Annotated in this window: 17 protein-coding genes; 7 read left to right on the top strand and 10 right to left on the bottom strand. The window is 70.5% G+C overall.

Features of this window, described 5'->3' with window-relative positions; all coding sequences use genetic code 11:
* The first annotated feature begins 29 nt into the window (after positions 1–29).
* The gene (locus HQQ88_RS02875) at positions 30–1,940 is read left to right on the top strand and encodes an ABC transporter ATP-binding protein (RefSeq protein WP_173168581.1); all 1,911 of its coding nucleotides are present in this window, start codon (positions 30–32) and stop codon (positions 1,938–1,940) included.
* A gap of 98 nt (positions 1,941–2,038) precedes the next feature.
* Complete coding sequence (locus HQQ88_RS02880) at positions 2,039–3,385, top strand: DUF1254 domain-containing protein (RefSeq protein ID WP_173168582.1); 1,347 nt, start codon at positions 2,039–2,041, stop codon at positions 3,383–3,385.
* Positions 3,386–3,437: 52 nt separating this feature from the next.
* Here the strand turns inward: HQQ88_RS02880 and HQQ88_RS02885 are convergent, their stop codons facing one another.
* A complete protein-coding gene (locus HQQ88_RS02885) occupies positions 3,438–4,274 on the bottom strand; it encodes a helix-turn-helix domain-containing protein (RefSeq protein ID WP_123294411.1) in 837 nt (278 codons plus the stop codon).
* Positions 4,275–4,376: 102 nt separating this feature from the next.
* On the opposite strand from HQQ88_RS02885, the gene HQQ88_RS02890 reads away from it, so the two are divergent.
* Positions 4,377–5,057 (top strand): SDR family NAD(P)-dependent oxidoreductase, encoded by a 681-nt coding sequence (locus HQQ88_RS02890; RefSeq protein ID WP_173168583.1) that lies wholly within the window; start codon positions 4,377–4,379, stop codon positions 5,055–5,057.
* 16 nt (positions 5,058–5,073) lie between these two features.
* On the opposite strand, the gene HQQ88_RS02895 is transcribed toward HQQ88_RS02890, so the two are convergent.
* Positions 5,074–5,523, bottom strand: a complete 450-nt coding sequence (locus tag HQQ88_RS02895; protein ID WP_131880131.1) for a GNAT family N-acetyltransferase — start codon at positions 5,521–5,523, stop codon at positions 5,074–5,076.
* Positions 5,524–5,614: 91 nt separating this feature from the next.
* Between HQQ88_RS02895 and HQQ88_RS02900 the strand changes: the two genes are divergently transcribed.
* Positions 5,615–6,646: an alcohol dehydrogenase catalytic domain-containing protein gene (locus HQQ88_RS02900; protein ID WP_173168584.1), complete on the top strand. Its 1,032-nt coding sequence runs from the start codon at positions 5,615–5,617 to the stop codon at positions 6,644–6,646.
* A gap of 5 nt (positions 6,647–6,651) precedes the next feature.
* Here the strand turns inward: HQQ88_RS02900 and HQQ88_RS02905 are convergent, their stop codons facing one another.
* The gene (locus HQQ88_RS02905) at positions 6,652–7,245 is read right to left on the bottom strand and encodes a dihydrofolate reductase family protein (protein ID WP_173168585.1); all 594 of its coding nucleotides are present in this window, start codon (positions 7,243–7,245) and stop codon (positions 6,652–6,654) included.
* A 152-nt stretch (positions 7,246–7,397) separates the two neighbouring features.
* Positions 7,398–7,553 carry a hypothetical protein gene (locus HQQ88_RS02910; protein ID WP_159571359.1) on the bottom strand — a complete coding sequence of 52 codons (156 nt, stop codon included), beginning with the start codon at positions 7,551–7,553 and terminating at the stop codon, positions 7,398–7,400.
* 94 nt (positions 7,554–7,647) lie between these two features.
* Between HQQ88_RS02910 and HQQ88_RS02915 the strand changes: the two genes are divergently transcribed.
* Positions 7,648–8,547, top strand: coding sequence for a shikimate dehydrogenase (locus HQQ88_RS02915; protein WP_173168586.1), 900 nt, complete (start codon positions 7,648–7,650; stop codon positions 8,545–8,547).
* 93 nt (positions 8,548–8,640) lie between these two features.
* On the opposite strand, the gene HQQ88_RS02920 is transcribed toward HQQ88_RS02915, so the two are convergent.
* The 4 genes from HQQ88_RS02920 to HQQ88_RS02935 form a co-directional block, all read right to left on the bottom strand.
* Positions 8,641–8,907, bottom strand: coding sequence for a hypothetical protein (locus tag HQQ88_RS02920; protein WP_123294405.1), 267 nt, complete (start codon positions 8,905–8,907; stop codon positions 8,641–8,643).
* A gap of 119 nt (positions 8,908–9,026) precedes the next feature.
* The gene (locus tag HQQ88_RS02925) at positions 9,027–11,420 is read right to left on the bottom strand and encodes an excinuclease ABC subunit UvrA (RefSeq protein WP_173168587.1); all 2,394 of its coding nucleotides are present in this window, start codon (positions 11,418–11,420) and stop codon (positions 9,027–9,029) included.
* 594 nt (positions 11,421–12,014) lie between these two features.
* The gene (locus tag HQQ88_RS02930; RefSeq protein ID WP_123671761.1) at positions 12,015–12,470 is read right to left on the bottom strand and encodes an NUDIX hydrolase; all 456 of its coding nucleotides are present in this window, start codon (positions 12,468–12,470) and stop codon (positions 12,015–12,017) included.
* A gap of 10 nt (positions 12,471–12,480) precedes the next feature.
* Complete coding sequence (locus HQQ88_RS02935; RefSeq protein WP_111084008.1) at positions 12,481–13,242, bottom strand: SDR family oxidoreductase; 762 nt, start codon at positions 13,240–13,242, stop codon at positions 12,481–12,483.
* Between the two features lie 154 nt (positions 13,243–13,396).
* On the opposite strand from HQQ88_RS02935, the gene HQQ88_RS02940 reads away from it, so the two are divergent.
* Positions 13,397–13,870 (top strand): NfeD family protein, encoded by a 474-nt coding sequence (locus HQQ88_RS02940; protein WP_367916968.1) that lies wholly within the window; start codon positions 13,397–13,399, stop codon positions 13,868–13,870.
* Positions 13,867–15,093 (top strand): SPFH domain-containing protein, encoded by a 1,227-nt coding sequence (locus tag HQQ88_RS02945; RefSeq protein ID WP_123339650.1) that lies wholly within the window; start codon positions 13,867–13,869, stop codon positions 15,091–15,093. The genes HQQ88_RS02940 and HQQ88_RS02945 overlap by 4 nt, the downstream gene beginning before the upstream one ends.
* Positions 15,094–15,166: 73 nt before the next feature.
* Here HQQ88_RS02945 and HQQ88_RS02950 read toward each other — a convergent pair whose 3' ends face one another.
* Positions 15,167–15,517, bottom strand: a complete 351-nt coding sequence (locus tag HQQ88_RS02950; protein WP_111084006.1) for an RNA polymerase-binding protein RbpA — start codon at positions 15,515–15,517, stop codon at positions 15,167–15,169.
* 145 nt (positions 15,518–15,662) lie between these two features.
* The gene (lnt, locus tag HQQ88_RS02955) at positions 15,663–17,255 is read right to left on the bottom strand and encodes an apolipoprotein N-acyltransferase (RefSeq protein ID WP_367916969.1); all 1,593 of its coding nucleotides are present in this window, start codon (positions 17,253–17,255) and stop codon (positions 15,663–15,665) included.
* Positions 17,256–17,257: the final 2 nt, after the last annotated feature.

A 17,257-nucleotide genomic window follows, 5' to 3' on the forward strand; every position in this document is an offset into this window, starting at 1 on the left:
GGCACGGGGACCGACGTATCCTGACTGCCATGAGCATGGAAGGCGTGGCCTGGAGCTCGCTGTACAAGATCTCGACCGCCAAGGACGGCAAGCACGGCATCTCGCGCGAGTCGGTGCGGCGGATCATGACGTTCGCAGTGCCCTACCGGGCCAAGCTGGTGGTCTTCATCGTCCTCTCCGTCGTGGGCGCGGTCCTCGCGGTCGCGACACCGGTGCTCGCTGGCCGGGTGGTCGACGTCATCGTCGCCCGGGGCGCGCTCGACACGATCGTCTGGCTCGCGGTCGTCATCGCCCTGGTCGCCGTGGGCGACGCAGGCGTGTCGCTCGCCACGCGCTGGTTCTCCGCACGCATCGGCGAAGGCGTGATCCTGGACCTCCGGACCGCCGTCTTCAACCACGTGCAGAAGATGCCGATCGCGTTCTTCACCCGCACACGGACGGGTGCCCTCGTCAGTCGCCTCAACAACGACGTGATCGGTGCGCAGCAGGCCTTCAGCGGCACGCTGTCCGGCGTGGTCACGAACCTCGTGGCGCTGATCCTCACCCTGACCGTCATGCTCAGCACGTCCTGGCTCGTGACGGTCCTGGCGATCGTGATGCTCCCGATCTTCCTCGTGCCCGCGCGGCGCATGGGCAGCCGCCTCGCCGCGCTGCGTCGCGAGGCCGCCGACCACAACGCCGCCATGAGCACGCAGATGACCGAGCGCTTCTCCGCGCCCGGTGCCACCCTCGTGAAGCTGTTCGGCCGGCCCGACGAGGAAGCCGAGGAGTTCCGGGTCCGCGCAGCCCGGGTCCGCGACATCGGGGTGCGGAGTGCCCTGCTGCAGTTCGTCTTCGTCACCGCCCTCACCCTGGTCTCCGCGCTCGCCCTCGCGCTCGTCTACGGGGTCGGCGGCGCCCTCGCCCTCGGTGGCCACCTGAACACGGGCGACGTGGTGACGCTGGCCCTCCTGCTCACCCGCCTGTACGCGCCGCTGACCAGCCTCGCGAACGCCCGGGTGGAGATCATGAGCGCGGTGGTCAGCTTCGAGCGCGTCTTCGAAGTCCTCGACCTCGAACCACTCATCCAGGAGAAGCCCGACGCCGGCACCGTCCCCGACGGCCCGGTGGCGGTCGAGTTCGACGACGTCCGCTTCGCGTACCCCTCGGCGGACAAGGTGTCCCTCGCCTCGCTCGAGGAGGTCTCCACGCTGGACACCCGCGGCGGTGACGAGGTGTTGCACGGCGTCTCGTTCCGGATCGAGCCGGGGCAGACCGTCGCCCTCGTCGGCACCTCCGGGGCCGGCAAGTCCACGATCGCACAGCTGCTCTCCCGCCTGTACGACGTCGACAGCGGCGCCGTACGACTCGCCGGGTCGGACGTCCGCGACGTCACGTTCGCCTCCATGCGACACACCATGGGGATGGTGACGCAGGACGGCCACCTGTTCCACGAGACCATCCGCTCCAACCTGCGCCTCGCACGGCCCGAGGCGACCGAGGACGAGGTGTGGGACGCCGTCCGGCGCGCACGGCTCGAACCGCTCATCCGCTCCCTGCCGGACCAGCTGGACACCATGGTCGGCGAGCGCGGCTACCGGCTGTCCGGCGGCGAGCGCCAGCGGATGACCATCGCCAGGCTCCTGCTCGCCCAGCCGCGCGTCGTCATCCTCGACGAGGCCACCGCGGCGCTCGACTCGACGTCCGAGGCGGCCGTGCAGGCTGCGCTCAGCGAGGCACTCGAGGGGCGGACGGCGATGGTGATCGCCCACCGGCTGTCGACCATCCGCAGCGCGGACCTGATCCTCGTGGTCGAGGACGGTTCGATCGTCGAGCGTGGGACCCACGAGGAACTGCTGGCCGTCGGCGGACGGTACGAGGAGTTGCACCGGACCCAGTTCGCGGTGCAGAAGGACGTCGCGGCGGACGAGGAAGCGCTGAGCCCGAGCTCGTCGCAGTGAGGCACGAGCTCTGATCGGGGGATGCCGGAAGTCGCATCGCGGCCTGCTCACCCGTTCGGGGTGAAGCCACTGGCGGCGGTTCGCGGTGAGATCGCTGCATGACCGACACAGCAGTGAGCAGCGATGCCGACCGAGCACTCCTGACGAAGGCGTACCTGTACGGCTTCCCGCTGGTGTTCAACCTCGCGCAGGTCGCGCGGTACGTCGAGACCGGTGTCGGTGCGGTTCCAGCGGCACCGTGGAACTCCTTCGGACACGCCCGTACCCTCGCCGGGCCGGACGACACGTTCGTGACCATCAACAACGACACGTTGTACTCGATGGCCCAGATCGACCTCAGCGTCGGACCGGTCCGGTTGCGCGTACCCGACACGGCCGGTCGGTACTACGTGCTGCAGTTCGTGTCCGCGTGGACGGACAACTTCGCCTACGTCGGCCACCGTGCGACCGGCACCCATGCGGCAGAGTTCCTCCTCGTGCCACCGACGTGGGACGACTCCGCACCGTCGGGCACGACCGTCATCCACTTCCCGACGACGGTGGCGTCCATCGTCGGCCGCTGGGCGGTGAGCAGCGACGACGACCTGCCCACCGTGCACGCGCTCCAGGACGCGACGACGCTGACGCCGCTGGACGCCGCTGCCCGTCCGATCGGCCTCGCCGAACCGGACCCAGCCGTTCCCGAGGACCTGGTCTTCCTCGAGCAGTTGCGCGTCTGGTCCCAGCAGTTCCCGCCCGCGGCACGCGACCGCGAACTGCAGCGGTCGCTGGCGCCCGCCGGCACCACCGCGCCGACCACTCCGTACCTCGACCTGTCCACCACCGCGCACGAGAGGCTCGCCGCCGGTCTCGACGCCGGACGAGCGGCGCTCGAGCACGCGCTCACCTCGGGTGCGAGCCCGCAGGTGAACGGCTGGAAGCTCACCCTGCACGCCTTCGACTACAACCTCGACTTCTTCGAGGTGGGTGCGCTCGACGACGACCGATTCACGATCACCGATCCGGAACTGCGCATCGTCGAACGTGCCGCAGCGGCACTCGGTGGTCTGTGGGGCAACCACGCGTACGAGGCGGCGTACATCATGACGTACGTCGACGACCAGGGTGAGCAGCTCACGGGGTCCCGGACCTACACGCTCCGTCTCGATCCGACCCCTCCCGTCGGCGGGTTCTGGTCGCTGACCATGTACTCCATGCCCGACTTCTACCTCGTCGCGAACCCCATCGACCGCTACTCGGTCGGCGACCGGACACCCGGCATCGTCCGCGACCCGGACGGCGCACTCACGATCACGATCAGCCACGAGCGGCCAGCGGACCCGGACGCCAACTGGCTCCCGAGCCCCGCCGGGGACTTCCGCCCGATCCTCCGGATGTACGAACCGGACGACGCCGTCCTGAGCCGAGCGTGGACCGCTCCGGCAGTCGTTCGTTCGGACCGCTAGCCAGGGGACCAGCCGCCGTCCGGACGCCAGCGGTCGTGCTCGCCCATCGCGGTCACGGCGCCGTGGTGAACTGCTGGAGGCCGGTGACCCGCAGCAGGTCGAGCTTGGCGGCGTCCTCGGTTCCGGGAACCGCGGTGTAGACGACGATCCGCAGGTCGCCACCCGGGACCGTCAGCACGTCGCAGTCGATCTCGATGGGGCCGACGGGCGTGTGCACCTGCTTGCGGCTCGCCCGGTGCTCGGCGATGCGACCGGTGTCCCAGCGACGTTCGAACTCGGGTGACTCCCGGCGGAGCCGCGCCACGAGTTCGGCCAGGTCGCGGTCGGCGGGGTAGCGGCCGGATGCCTGCCGGAGGTCCGCTGCGAGGTCGCTCGAGAACTCCTCCTGGTGCTCGTCGTCCCACTCGACACCGTCGTGCGCGTGCATGAAGTGCCGCCACACCAGGTTGCGCTCGATGCCGACGGCCCGCGAGGGGTCACCGTTCAACGCAGCCCACAGGTCGTTCCACAGCACGATGTCGTGCGTCGCCGTGAACACCGCGATCGGGACGTCGCCGAGGCGGTCGACGAGCCGCTGCACCCCGGGGGTGATGTGCCGCGGGACGACCTGGAGCGACGGGGGAGCGACGCCGGCGACCCGGCACAGGTGGTCGCGCTCGGCCGCGGTGAGCCGAAGCGCCGTGGCGAGCGCGCCGAGGAGCTGCGGTGAGGGGTTCAGCGCGCGGCCCTGCTCGAGCCGGACGACGTAGTCGACGCTCACCCCGGCGAGCGCGGCGAGCTCCTCGCGTCGGAGACCCGGGGTCCGTCGGCCGGGCCCGGCCGGCAGGCCGACCTCTTCGGGACGGACGCGGTCGCGCCAGGAACGCAACACACTCGCGAACTCGCTCATGTCCACCATCTTCGCCCCGCGCCTCCTGTCCGTCCTGGTACTGCTGGTCCCACCGTCGCACGGTGCCTGGGGGAGTCAGCCGCTCAGGCGGAGAGTGGGGGCATGACAACGACACTCATCACCGGAGCCAACCGCAGCCTCGGGCTCGAGACCGTCCGCCGCCTGGTCGACGCGGGCCACACCGTGTACGCCGGCATGCGCGATCCGTCCACCGGCGACGAAGCACGCGCCCTCGGTGCCCAGGTGGTCCAGCTCGACGTGACCGACCAGGACAGCATCGACGCCGCGATCGCGACCATCCCCGTCCTCGACGTGCTCGTGAACAACGCCGGCATCCTCGGGACGTCGTTCGGCGTCGACGACCTCGACGCCGCCGCGATGTCCGCCGTGCTCGACACCAACGTCACCGGCATCGTCCGGGTCACACAGGCAGCGCTCCCGCTCCTGCGGGCATCCGACCACCCGGTGATCGTGAACGTCGCCTCGGGCGTCGGGTTCGCGCGGTGGTTGACGACCCCGGGCCACGACGAGTACGCGGTGCCGGCGGTGCCCTACGCCGCGTCGAAGGCCGCGGTGATCGCGTTGACCGTGCAGTACGCGAAGAACCTGCCGGGGTTCCGCGTCAACGTCAGCGACCCCGGGTACACCGCCACCGAGTTCAACGGGTTCGGTGGCCACCAGACGATCACCGAGGGCACGGACGCGACCTTCGCGCTCGCCACCGTCGGGCCGGACGGGCCCACCGGCGAGTTCCACAACCGGGACGGCCGCATCGAGTACTGAGGTCACGGCGTCCGGCTCAGTCGTGCACGTCGGCGCCGAACCCCGGCCCGGGGCGCATCATCCAGCCTTCCGGGTCGGGGAGCGGACGGAACCCGAACCGCTCGTACAGTGCCTGCGCATCCGCGGTGAACAGGGCGAACCGCTTCAACCCGAGTGGCTCGATCGCCTCGGTCACGCCCTGCACGAGGGCGACGCCGACACCACGGCCACGAGCGTCCGGATCGACGAACACGTCGGCCAGCCAGCCGAACGTCACCCCGTCGGTGATCACCCGGGCGTACCCGAGCTGCGCACCCGTCGCCGTGTCGTAGACGCCGAAGTTGCGGGACCCGGCGATGATCGCGTCCTGGGTGGCACGACTGCGACCCCGTGCCCAGTACGACTGCTCGCTGAGCCAGCGGTGCACGCGGTCGACGTCGAGGTCGGCGGGGTCGGCGGAGAAGTGCAGTGCGGTCGGTTCGTCCATGGGACCAGTGAACCGGCGGTCGCCGTCGGCGGGCAACGGCCAATCCGTCGCCTGTGGACAACGCGGCACCACCGTCTGGGACGATGGCGGGATGCGCGCAGTCCAGTACGACCAGTTCGGATCCGCCCCGTCGATCGTCGACGTGCCCGATCCGGTGGCACCGGACCACGGTGTCGTCGTCCGGGTCGCGGCCACCGGGGTGTGCCGCAGTGACTGGCACGCCTGGAAGGGGCACGACGACTCCGTCTCGCTGCCGCACGTCCCCGGGCACGAGTTCGCCGGTGTCGTCACGTCCGTCGGGGACGCGGTGACCCGGGTCTCGGTCGGTGACCGGGTGACCGCGCCCTTCGTGTTCGCCTGCGGGACGTGCCCGGAGTGCGTCGACGGCGCCACCCAGGTGTGCACGCGCCAGCAGCAACCCGGGTTCACGCTGCCCGGTTCCCACGCCGAATCGGTCGTCATCCCGCACGCCGACGTCAACGTGGTCGCGCTCCCGGACGCCGTGGACTTCGCCGAGGCCGCAGCACTCGGGTGCCGGTTCGGGACGGCGTACCACGCCCTGCACGCCCGAGGTCGGGTCGCAGCAGGGGAGTGGGTGGTCGTGTTCGGCTGCGGCGGCGTCGGCCTGTCGACGATCATCGTCGCGGTCGCGGCGGGCGCCCAGGTGGTCGCGGTGGACGTCTCGCCGGCGGCGCTCGAACGTGCGGCGGCACTCGGTGCCGTCACCGTGCCGATGGACGACGGCGCCGTCGCCGCAGTCCGCGCTCGCACCGACGGCGGCGCGCACATCTCGATCGACGCCTTCGGCAGCCGAGCGACCTCCGTCGCAGCGGTCGCCTCCCTGCGCCCTCGGGGACGTCACGTGCAGGTCGGCCTGCTGCTCGACGACGAGGCCGAGCCGGTGATCCCGATGGGCCGCGTCATCGCTGATGAGCTCGAACTGCTCGGCAGCCACGGGATCTCCGTGGGGGAGTACGCGGCGATGCTCGCCGACGTCGTCACCGGGCGACTGCGTCCGGACGACTCGATCGGTCGGACGATCGGTTTCGACGACCTGCCCGGGGCGATCGTCGCCATGGACCGTCCCGCCACGTCGACCGGGATGACCGTCGCCGTCTTCTGACCTGCTCAGCGCTTCGGTCGGTACACCAGTCCGAGCGCGCCGCCTGCGAAGGCCTGAGAACTGATCAGTTCGAGATCGAGCTCGTCGGTCAGGTCGGCGAACACGCCATCGCCTGACCCGAGCGCGACGGGCAGGACGGCCAGCCGGTACTCGTCCACCAGACCAGCCCGGACCAGGCTGCGACCGAACTCCGTCCCGCCCTGAGCGAGGACGTACCCGCCCGACTCCTGCTTGAGCGCTGTCACCTCGGCTTCGAGCGGTCCGGCTGCGACTCGTGCACCCGTCCAGGTCGCCGCCGCGGGGGAGTCGGGGTCGGGGACTGCCGCTGTTCGCGGATCGAAGTCGCGCTGCGTGGTGAAGACGACCTTGGGGATCCGGTTCATCGGTTCGGCGATCGGCCCGGGCGCGGTCGGCCAGAAACCTGAGATGGTCTCGAAGGTCTTGCGGCCGAAGGCGTGCACGCCCGCACCAGCGACGACGTCGAGCACCCAGGCCATCGAGTCCGGACTCCCGCCGCGGAACATCCAGTCCGACTCGGATCGGGGAGCGGCCACGAAACCGTCCAACGACATCGACATCTTCAGGACGAGTTCACGCACGGGGAGCCCCTGTCCGATTCCGAGTTGACATAATATGCATTATCGGCGCACGCCTATGAGAGGCACCAGAGGGCTTCGTGAGCAGAAATGGTCGAGTCCCACGCGCGGACCCGACCTTTTCTGCTCACGAAGCACATCGTCGGGCGACAGTGTCAGTCGACGGGCTTCGTCGGGACGTCGTCGGCGTCGATCTCGAGCGCCGCCGGTTCACCGCCCTGTTCTTCCAGGTTCTCCTGGTCGGTGTCCGGCTGCTCCGGCGTCTCGCTCTGGGTGGTCTCTTCGGCTGGGTCTGGCTGGCTGTAGCTCATGCGCCGGACGGTACGCCGAACGCGCTGATGACGTATCGGGTCTCCTGCACGGCGCGTTAGTGTCGGACGGCCGGTCGACGCCACGGGAGGAACGATGCCGCACACGCTCGTCGGGCTGATCGGCGCCGGACTGCAGCGGTCGCTGACTCCCCTGATGCACGAGGCGGAAGGCCGGCTGCTCGGACTCGACTACGAGTACCGTCTGCTCGACCTCGACGTGGTGGGCCGGACTGCGGCCGATCTGCCGGAATTGCTCGCCACCGCCGAGGCCGAGGGGTACCGCGCGGTCAACGTCACGCACCCCTGCAAGCAGGCCGTCGTCCCGTTGCTCGATGCGCTCGACCCACGGGCTGCCCGGATCGGTGCGGTCAACCTCGTGCTGTTCCGCGACGGCCGCCGCATCGGGTACAACACCGACGAGACCGGCTTCCGGATCGCCGTGGAACGCGGTCTCGGCTCGGTCGCCGGGCAGCACGTCGTGCAGTTCGGTGCCGGTGGTGCGGGCTCGGCGATCGCCCACGCGCTCGTCGGACTCGGTGCCCGGCGGCTCGACGTCGTCGATGCGGACGTCGGCCGCGCGGAGGCCCTCGTCGCGACGCTCGAGCCACCCATCGACTCCCCCGTCGACGCCCGTGTCCTGGCGATGACCGATGCCGCCGAGGTGCTCGCGACGGCGGACGGAGCCGTCAACGCGACACCGCTCGGCATGAACGGCGACCCGCGACAGGCCTTCGACCCCGCGCTGCTCCCCCGAGGCGCCTGGGTCTCCGACGCCGTCTACTTCCCGCTCGAGACGCCGCTCGTCCGGTCGGCACGTGCGGCCGGATGCCGGGTGGTCGACGGTGGCTGGATGGCCGTCGGGCAGGCGGTCGCGAGCCTCCGACACATCACCGGGCTCGAGCCCGACCTCGACCGCGTGCGCGCTGCCTTCACCAGGTTCCTCGCCGAAGGGCGAACCGCCGGTGACCGGACCGGACGCGAAGCCGTCGGGTGAGCAGAAGAGGTCGAGTCCGGATGGCGGACTCGACCTCCTCTGCTCACGATGCACGCCCGCGGACGTACCGAGTGCGCCCGCGAACGGGCTCCATCACGACTGGGTGAGGATGACCGCCGTCAGGATGTAGCCGACGATGCCGATGACGATCGCGACGGCCGACAGGATGATGCCGGCGAGGACGGTGCCGCGGCTGCCCCCACGCTTGCGCGCCAGGATGCCGAGCACGAGCCCGATGATGCCGGCGATGATGCCGATCAGGGCGATGAAGATGCCGCCGACGACGCCGACGATGCCGAGCACCAGGGAGACGACACCGAAGGTGTTGGACTGAGCGGGCGCGTTGCCGGGGTTGGACATGGGAGCTCCTTCGATCAGGACGCCGATCCAGGCCGGGTAGCCGATCGTGAGCGTCGATCAAACGCTATCCGAATCGCACCGGCAACGTTCAGGTTCCGTGCACGAACCTGTCCCCTGCTTCAGGCGCCGACGTAGGTCGCCAGGTGCTGGCCGGTCAGTGTCGAGCGGGCTGCGACGAGGTCGGCGGGCGTGCCCTCGAACACGATCCGGCCGCCGTCGTGCCCCGCGCCGGGCCCGAGGTCGATGATCCAGTCGGCGTGCGCCATCACGGCCTGGTGGTGCTCGATCACCACGACGGTCTTGCCCGAGTCCACCAAGCGGTCGAGCAGCCCGAGCAACTGGGCGACGTCCGCCAGGTGCAGTCCGGTGGTCGGTTCGTCGAGCACGACGATGCCGCCACGCTCACCGAGGTGGGTCGCGAGCTTGAGCCGCTGCCGCTCTCCGCCGGACAGCGTCGTGAGCGGCTGCCCGATGGTCAGGTACCCGAGTCCGACGTCGGCCAGGCGCGCCAGGATCGTGTGCGCAGCAGGCAGCGCGGCCGGACCGTCGGCGAAGAACGCCACGGCCTCGGCGACGGACATGCCCAGGACCTGGCTGATGTCCTTGCCGCCGAGCTGGTAGCCGAGCACCGACTGGTCGAACCGCTTGCCGTCGCACTCCACGCACGGGGTGGCGATGCCCGCCATCATCCCGAGGTCGGTGTAGACGACACCGGCGCCGTTGCACGCGGGGCACGCGCCCCCGGAGTTCGCGCTGAACAGCGCGGGCTTCACGCCGTTGGCCTTCGCGAACGCCTTGCGGATGGGTTCGAGCAGCCCGGTGTAGGTCGCCGGGTTGCTGCGCCGGGAGCCGCGGATCCCGCTCTGATCGATGGCCACGACACCCTCGCGATGCGCGAGCGAACCGTGGATCAGCGTGCTCTTGCCGGAACCGGCGACGCCCGTCACGACGGTGAGCACCCCGGTGGGGACGTCCACGTCGACGTCGTGCAGGTTGTGTGCCGACGCACCGCGGATCGCGATCGCCCCGTCGCACCGGCGGACGGCGGTCTTCACCGAGACGCGGTCGTCGAGGTGCTGACCGGTGATGGTCCCGCTCCCCCGCAGCCCCTGCACCGGACCCTGGTAGCAGAGCGTCCCGCCGCCGGAGCCGGCGCCCGGGCCGAGGTCGACGACGTGGTCGGCGATCGCGATCACCTCGGGCTTGTGCTCGACCACGAGGACGGTGTTCCCCTTGTCGCGCAGCCGCAGCAGCAGGCCGTTCATCCGCTCGATGTCGTGCGGGTGCAGACCGGTGCTCGGCTCGTCGAAGACGTACGTGACGTCGCTGAGGGACGACCCGAGGTGCTTCACCATCTTGACCCGCTGCCCCTCTCCCCCGGACAGCGTGCCGGTCGGGCGGTCGAGCGAGAGGTAGCCGAGACCGATCTCGACGAACGACTCGAGGAGGTCGCGGAGGCCGTCGAGCAGCGGCGCGACGCCGGGGTCGTCGATGGCCCGCAGCCACGGCACGACGTCGGTGATCTGCATCGAGCAGACGTCGGCGATGCTCTTCCCGCTGATCTTCGACGACCGGGCGATGTCGTTCAGGCGGGTACCACCGCACGCCGGGCACGTCGTGAAGGTCACCGCACGGTCGACGAAGGCGCGGATGTGCGGCTGCATCGCCTCGCGGTCCTTCTGCAGCATCGAGCGGCGCACCCGGGGAACGAGCCCTTCGTACGTCATGTTGATGCCGGCGATCTTCTGCTTCGTGGGCTCGCGGTAGAGGAAGTCGGCGCGTTCCTGCTCGGTGAAGTCGCGGATCGGGGTGTCCTTGTCGAAGTACCCGGACTCCGCGTACATCCGGACGTTCCACCCGTCGGTGCCGTAGCCGGGGATCGTGATCGCCCCGTCGCCGAGCGCCTTCGAGTCGTCGAACAGCTGCGTCAGGTCGATGTCGTTGACCAGCCCGCGCCCCTCGCAGTCGGCGCACATGCCACCGAGCCGGGTGAACGAGACCTTCTCGGCCTTGGCGTCCTTGCCCTTCTGCACCGTGATCGCTCCCCCGGCGGTGACCGTCGCCAGGTTGAACGAGAACGCGTTCGGACCACCCACTTGCGGGTCGCCCAGACGGCTGAAGAGCACGCGCAGCATCGCGTTCGCATCGGTGGCGGTGCCGACGGTCGACCGCGGGTCGGCGCCGATGCGCTCCTGGTCGACGACGATCGCGGTGGTCAGGCCGTCGAGCAGGTCGACGTCGGGTCGTGCGAGCGACGGCATGAAGCCCTGCACGAAGGCGCTGTACGTCTCGTTGATCATCCGCTGCGACTCGGCGGCGACGGTGCCGAACACGAGCGAGCTCTTGCCGGACCCGGACACACCGGTGAACACCGTGAGTCGACGCTTCGGCAGGTCGACGTCGATCCCCTGCAGGTTGTTGGCGCGGGCACCGCGCACGCGGATCCGATCGTGGCCGTCAGCGGCGTGCACGCTCCGGCTCGGAACGCCGTCGTCGCCGGAACTGGTATGCATGTCGATCAGCGTACCGACGGGTACCGACACCGACAAGACGACCCGGCACCGTGCGTTGGACTCGACCCACCACCGGACGGGAGGCACGGGTCACGCCCGCACCGTGCCTCCCGTCAGCACCGTGCGCTCTTTCTCACCCCGTGCGCGTTTCCGCGCACCGTGCAGCGCCACAAGCGCGCACCACGCGACCAACCCCGCACCGGCCGACGGACCCGGCACCGTGCGGTGGACGCGACCCACCACCGGACGGGAGGCACGGGTCAGGCCCGCACCGCACCTCCCGTCAGCACCGTGCGCACCTTCTCACCCCGTGCGCGGTTCCACGCACCGTGCAGCGCCACAAGCGCGCACCACGCCACCAACCCCGCACCGGCCGACGGACCCGGCACCGTGCGTTGGACTCGACCCACCACCGGACGGGAGGCACGGGTCACGCCCGCACCGTGCCTCCCGTCAGCACCGTGCGCTCTTTCTCACCCCGTGCGCGTTTCCGCGCACCGTGCAGCGCCACAAGCGCGCACCACGCGACCAACCCCGCACCGGCCGACGGACCCGGCACCGTGCAGACGACGGCCGGGTCAGACGACGGCCGAGTCAGGCGGCAGCGAACCGACGCACCAGCTCCGGCAGCTCCGCCGGTTCGAACGGCTCGTCGGTGGCGTCGAGTTCGTCGGCGGTCCACCAGCGCGACGCGAGGATGTCGACCCGCTCGTCGTCCGTCCACTCGGCGTCCGACAACTCGAAGCCCGGGGTGCGCACGACGTAGAACTCGCTGTGACCGCGGTCGTGGTCGGCGAGGTCCCACTCGACGGTGAAGTCCCACGACCACACCGGCTCGCCCGGGTCGTCGATGACGATGCCGGTCTCCTCGCGCAGCTCGCGGATCGCCGCGTCGCGGTGGTCCTCGCCGGGGTCGACCCCGCCACCCGGCGTGATCCACCGGTGTGCACCGTCCGACGACGGCGAGTTCGTGTCCATCAGGAACACGCGACCCTCGGGGTCGAGCAGGATGATGCGGGAGGTTCGGCGCAGGCCGGGCTTGGCAGTCACCCGCCCGACGCTAGCCGACGAAGCCGCTGACGTCGCCGACGAGCTTGGTGTGGTCGGCGGGGATCGGCTCGATCGCAGCGAGGGCGATCTCAGCCGCGAACTCCGACACGCTGTAGAGCTTGCCGACCTCTTGCCGGCGGCCCTCGATCGCGCCGGGGTTCAGGCGGTTCAGCAGGGTCGCGGTGATCGTGCCCTCGATCATGTCGCCGGAGACGACGACGAACTCGATGCCGGCGGCCTCGAGCTGCGGGATGAGCTCACGCAGGGCGAGTTCGCCGGCGCGCTTGCTCTTGGCGACGGGGACGTACTCGTCCATCGTCTCGGCGGTCTCGACGAAGTGGGCCTGGTGGCTCGTGACGAAGACGACGCGCGACCCGGCGGGCATGTGCGGCACGGCCGTCTGGAGCATGTCGACCTGCGCGTCGCGGTTCAGGCGGAGCGCGTAGTCCTCGCCGAGGCCGGACTCCATGCCGCCCGAGGCGTTCAGCACGAGCAGGTCGATGCCGCCCCACTCCTGCACGACGGTGTCGACGAGCGCCTGCACCGACTCGTGGTCGGTCAGGTCGGCGCCGATCGCCAGGGCGGAGCCACCGGCTGCGACGACCTTCTCGGCGATCTGCTCGGCGCGCTTGGCCTTGTTGCGGTAGTTCACGACGACCTTGGCGCCGGCCTCGGCCAGGTACCCGACGGTGTCGGCGCCGATGCCGCGCGACGAGCCGGTGACGACGGCGCGCGTGTCGGTGAGGGATCCGGGGGCGAGGGGGTTGCTCACAGTCGTGTTCTCCAGGTCGTGTTCCGGCCGGTCGGCCGCACCGAGCCTACCAATCGCCTGCACGGCCGACCGACCCTCCTGATATGTTGAACGGAGTTGTACCGGCCGTCGCGACGCTGCGAGCCACGGCGCGCGACCGAGGGAGGGAGATCGCGTGAACGGAATCGATTGGATCCAGACCATCGTCTGGATCGGACTCGTGTTGCTGCTGGGAGTGGTCGAGATCTTCACCCTCGACTTCATCTTCATCATGCTCGCGGCCGGAGCCGCCGGTGGGTTGATCGCCGCGCTGCTCGGCGCCCCGTGGTGGCTGTCGGCCATCATCTCCGCCGTGCTCGCGCTCGTGCTGCTGTCGCTCGTGCGACTGCGCCTGCTGCTCATGCTCGGCCGCGGCGCGGACCCGCACCGCACGAACATCGAGGGGCTCATCGGGCTCCCCGGCACCGTCGCCGTCGCGTTCACATCATCTGCTCCCGGCCAGGTCCGCCTGGCCAACGGCGAGACCTGGAGCGCACGGTTCGCCGTGGGCGCCATCGACCGCACACCGCCACTCGGCACCCCCGTGGTCGTCGAGTCGATCGAGGGGTCGACCGCGGTCGTGCGCCTCGCAGAAAGGGCCACCTCGTGACCATCACACCCGGGACGATCGCACTGCTCGTCCTGATCCTCGTCGTCGTCATCTTCGTGATCGTCGTCCTGGCCAAGGCGATCCGAATCGTCCCGCAGGCCACCGCGGGCATCGTGGAACGCCTCGGCAAGTACCACAAGACGCTCTCGCCGGGCCTGAACCTGCTCGTGCCGTTCATCGACCGCCTGCGGCCCCTGCTCGACATGCGCGAGCAGGTCGTGTCGTTCCCGCCGCAGCCGGTGATCACCGAGGACAACCTCGTGGTCTCCATCGACACCGTCGTGTACTTCCAGGTCACCGACGCCCGCGCGGCGACCTACGAGATCGCGAACTACCTCGGCGCCGTCGAGCAGCTCACCACCACCACGCTCCGCAACGTCGTCGGTGGCCTCAACCTCGAAGAGGCCCTGACCAGCCGCGACAACATCAACGGTCAGCTCCGCGTCGTGCTCGACGAAGCGACCGGCAAGTGGGGCATCCGCGTCGGCCGTGTCGAGCTCAAGGCGATCGAGCCGCCCGTGTCCATCCAGGACGCCATGGAGCAGCAGCTGCGTGCCGAGCGGAGCCGTCGTGCCGCGATCCTGCAGGCCGAGGGCACCAAGCAGTCGCAGATCCTCGAGGCCGAGGGGCAGCGGCAGGCCGCCATCCTCGCGGCCGAGGGTGACGCCAAGGCCCAGGTGCTCCGCGCCGAGGGTGAAGCCTCCGCCATCGCCACGGTCTTCGAGGCCATCCACACCGGTGACCCCGACGACAAGCTGCTCTCGTACCAGTACCTGCAGATGCTCCCGAAGATCGCCGAGGGCACCGCGAACAAGCTCTGGATGATCCCGAGCGAGTTCACCGAGGCGCTGTCCGGCATCGCGAAGGGCTTCTCCGGCGGACGGAGCGGCAGCGGCCCGGTCGCCGGCGCCGGTTCGGGCGGGGACTTCCTCTCCCGCATCTCCAAGCTCGCGAACGAGAGCCTGGCGAACACCGCCGCTGCCGGGTCCGCCGGCACGACCATGCCGCGTGCGGACGCGACCGCCGCGGACATCGTCCCCGAGTCCGACCTCGACGCACGACTGGCCGAGTCGAACCGGAGCGTCGACGCGCACCTCGCAGCCGCCGACGACGCGACCGCCGAGAAGGTCGACGACGCACCGGCTCCGCAGGCCGACGCCGCGCAGCACCCGAACGACGAAGCGTCGGGGCACCGCACCAGCGACGGCTCCGGCCGACGCTGACCCGCACCACCACGAACGACGATGCCCGCCCCGGGGAACCGGGGCGGGCATCGTCGTTCGTCAGGTGGTGGTGTCAGGCACCGCGTCGTGCACGGAGGACCTGCAGGCGCTCTTCGAGGAGCTCCTCGAGTTCCTCGCGCGAGCGACGCTCGAGCAGCATGTCCCAGTGGGTACGGGGCGCCTTGACGTCCTCTGCTGCGACCTCGACGGGGATGCCGTCGTCACCGAGCAGGCGGCCTTCGCGGCCGGAGCGTGGCTCCGACCAGGTCTGGGGCACGTCTGCGTCAGCGGAGAAGACGATGTCGAAGGTCTCCCCCGAATCCGTCTGGTAGACCGCGCGCTTGCGGTCCGAGAGCTCGACGCCCTCTTCGCTCTGGAGACTCTGACTCCCGAGCCGCATGCCGCGGAGACTCCGATCAGCCATGTGTGTGCTCCTCTCGCTCGTCTGCCCTCCACAACACTGTCCCACGCCCTGTCGTTCCCGACTGGGCGCATTCACAGTCCGTTCCCAGTGCGTGGCCCCGATGCACGGGCTCACGGCCTCGGACGTACAGGGACGCGGCGGCGGATCAGGCGCGCTTGCGGCGTCCCCACGGTGCACAGGCGAGCAGCACGAGGAGCCCGCCGAGCGACAGGAACAACGCGATCGACCCCGAAGCGAGCGACGCCGGGGTCGTCGAGGTGCCGAGTGGCACGTCGGTCACCATCGAGGTCGCGGTGTACTCGGGGACCCGGTCGATGGTGCGTCCGGACGGGTCGATGACCTGCGAGGCGCCGACGGTCGAGATGTTGACGAGGGACCGACCGGTCTCGATCGCCCGCATCCGTGCGATCTCGAGTTGCTGGAGGTTCTCGTCGGTGCCGGAGAAGTCCGCGTTGTTCGTCTGCGCGAGGATCACCTGCGCTCCCCCGCGCACCATGTCGCGGGTCAGCCCGTCGTCGACGATGTCGAAGCAGATCGCGATCCCCGCCTTGATCCCCGCCACCGGCAGGACGTTCGGCTTCGTGCCCGGCGTGTAGTCACGCTGCAGCAGGCCGATCAGGGACGGCGCGAGCTTCGAGAAGAACCACCGGTCCGGCACGTACTCGCCGAAGGGCACCGGGCGCTTCTTGTCGTAGGACGACTGCCAGCCGTCGGCGGTCCACACGAACGACGTGTTGTGCAGCACCCCGGACGGCGTCTGTGTGATGGCTCCGGCGACCAGCGGCGCACCGACCGAGTCGACGACGGCGTCGAGCGACGACGCGATCACGGGCTGCTGGCGCGGGTCGAACTCGGCGGAGGCCTCGGGCCAGACGACGAGGTCGACGCCCTTCGCCTCGACGTCGGTCGCCGCGACCTGCGCCGCCAGGACCTCGCCCGGCGCAGCACGGTCGAAGTACCCGGCCGGCCCGTTGCCCTGTACCGACTCGATCCGGATGGTGCCGGAGGTCGCGGTCGGCCAGGCCGGCACCGCCAGCACGGCGGCGACGAGCAACCCGGCGGTCCCGACCCGGACCGGCAGCCGTAGGGTCGCGCCCGGCGCCCGCGGGGACACGAGGGCGAGCGACACGACCACCGCGACGCAGTAGACGACCACGAACGTCACCCCGAGGACGCCGACGTACGCGGCGAGGTGGGTGAACGGCCCCTGCGACTGCGACAGGCCGACGCGCCCCCAGGCGAAGCCGCCGTACGGCCAGCTCCCCGAGAACCACTCGCGTCCGGTCCACAGTGCGGCGACCACGGCCGGGAGGCCCCACACGCGTCCGGCGGTCGATGGCACCACGCGCGCGACCCAGCGGTACGCGAGGGCGATCGCGACGCTGCCGAGGGCGAAGAACGCCGCCTCCAACAACGCCAAGGCGAACCACGGGACGGGCCCCAGGTAGCGGCCGGCCCACGAGATGGCCGGGATCCAGAACGCGGCACCGGCCACGTAGCCGAGCCACGCGGCCCTGCGGGCACGCTGTCCCATCGCGGCGAGCAGCATGCACGCGAGCGCCGGGAAGGCCAGGAACCACCAACCGGGCGACGGGAACGCGAGCGCGAAGAGCAGCCCGCCGATGACGGCCAGGGGCAGCGCGCTGCCCAGCGGGAGCGCCGAGAACGGGCCGTCCGCGACCGCACCGCGGCCCACGCGCGCGGGCACCCCGCGCACACCGGTCTCCGGAACCCGCACCG

This window comes from Curtobacterium sp. VKM Ac-2861 (assembly GCF_013204965.1).
GTDB lineage: Bacteria > Actinomycetota > Actinomycetes > Actinomycetales > Microbacteriaceae > Curtobacterium.

Excerpts from the sequence above, each read along its gene's own strand:
- HQQ88_RS02925 (WP_173168587.1), bottom strand. The coding sequence starts at position 11,420 with ATGCATACCAGTTCCGGCGACGACGGCGTTCCGAGCCGGAGCGTGCAC.
- HQQ88_RS02895 (WP_131880131.1), bottom strand. The coding sequence starts at position 5,523 with ATGGACGAACCGACCGCACTGCACTTCTCCGCCGACCCCGCCGACCTC.
- HQQ88_RS02890 (WP_173168583.1), top strand. The coding sequence starts at position 4,377 with ATGACAACGACACTCATCACCGGAGCCAACCGCAGCCTCGGGCTCGAG.
- HQQ88_RS02910 (WP_159571359.1), bottom strand. The coding sequence starts at position 7,553 with ATGAGCTACAGCCAGCCAGACCCAGCCGAAGAGACCACCCAGAGCGAG.
- HQQ88_RS02900 (WP_173168584.1), top strand. The coding sequence starts at position 5,615 with ATGCGCGCAGTCCAGTACGACCAGTTCGGATCCGCCCCGTCGATCGTC.
- HQQ88_RS02885 (WP_123294411.1), bottom strand. The coding sequence starts at position 4,274 with ATGAGCGAGTTCGCGAGTGTGTTGCGTTCCTGGCGCGACCGCGTCCGT.
- HQQ88_RS02915 (WP_173168586.1), top strand. The coding sequence starts at position 7,648 with ATGCCGCACACGCTCGTCGGGCTGATCGGCGCCGGACTGCAGCGGTCG.
- HQQ88_RS02880 (WP_173168582.1), top strand. The coding sequence starts at position 2,039 with ATGACCGACACAGCAGTGAGCAGCGATGCCGACCGAGCACTCCTGACG.
- HQQ88_RS02875 (WP_173168581.1), top strand. The coding sequence starts at position 30 with ATGAGCATGGAAGGCGTGGCCTGGAGCTCGCTGTACAAGATCTCGACC.
- HQQ88_RS02920 (WP_123294405.1), bottom strand. The coding sequence starts at position 8,907 with ATGTCCAACCCCGGCAACGCGCCCGCTCAGTCCAACACCTTCGGTGTC.
- HQQ88_RS02950 (WP_111084006.1), bottom strand. The coding sequence starts at position 15,517 with ATGGCTGATCGGAGTCTCCGCGGCATGCGGCTCGGGAGTCAGAGTCTC.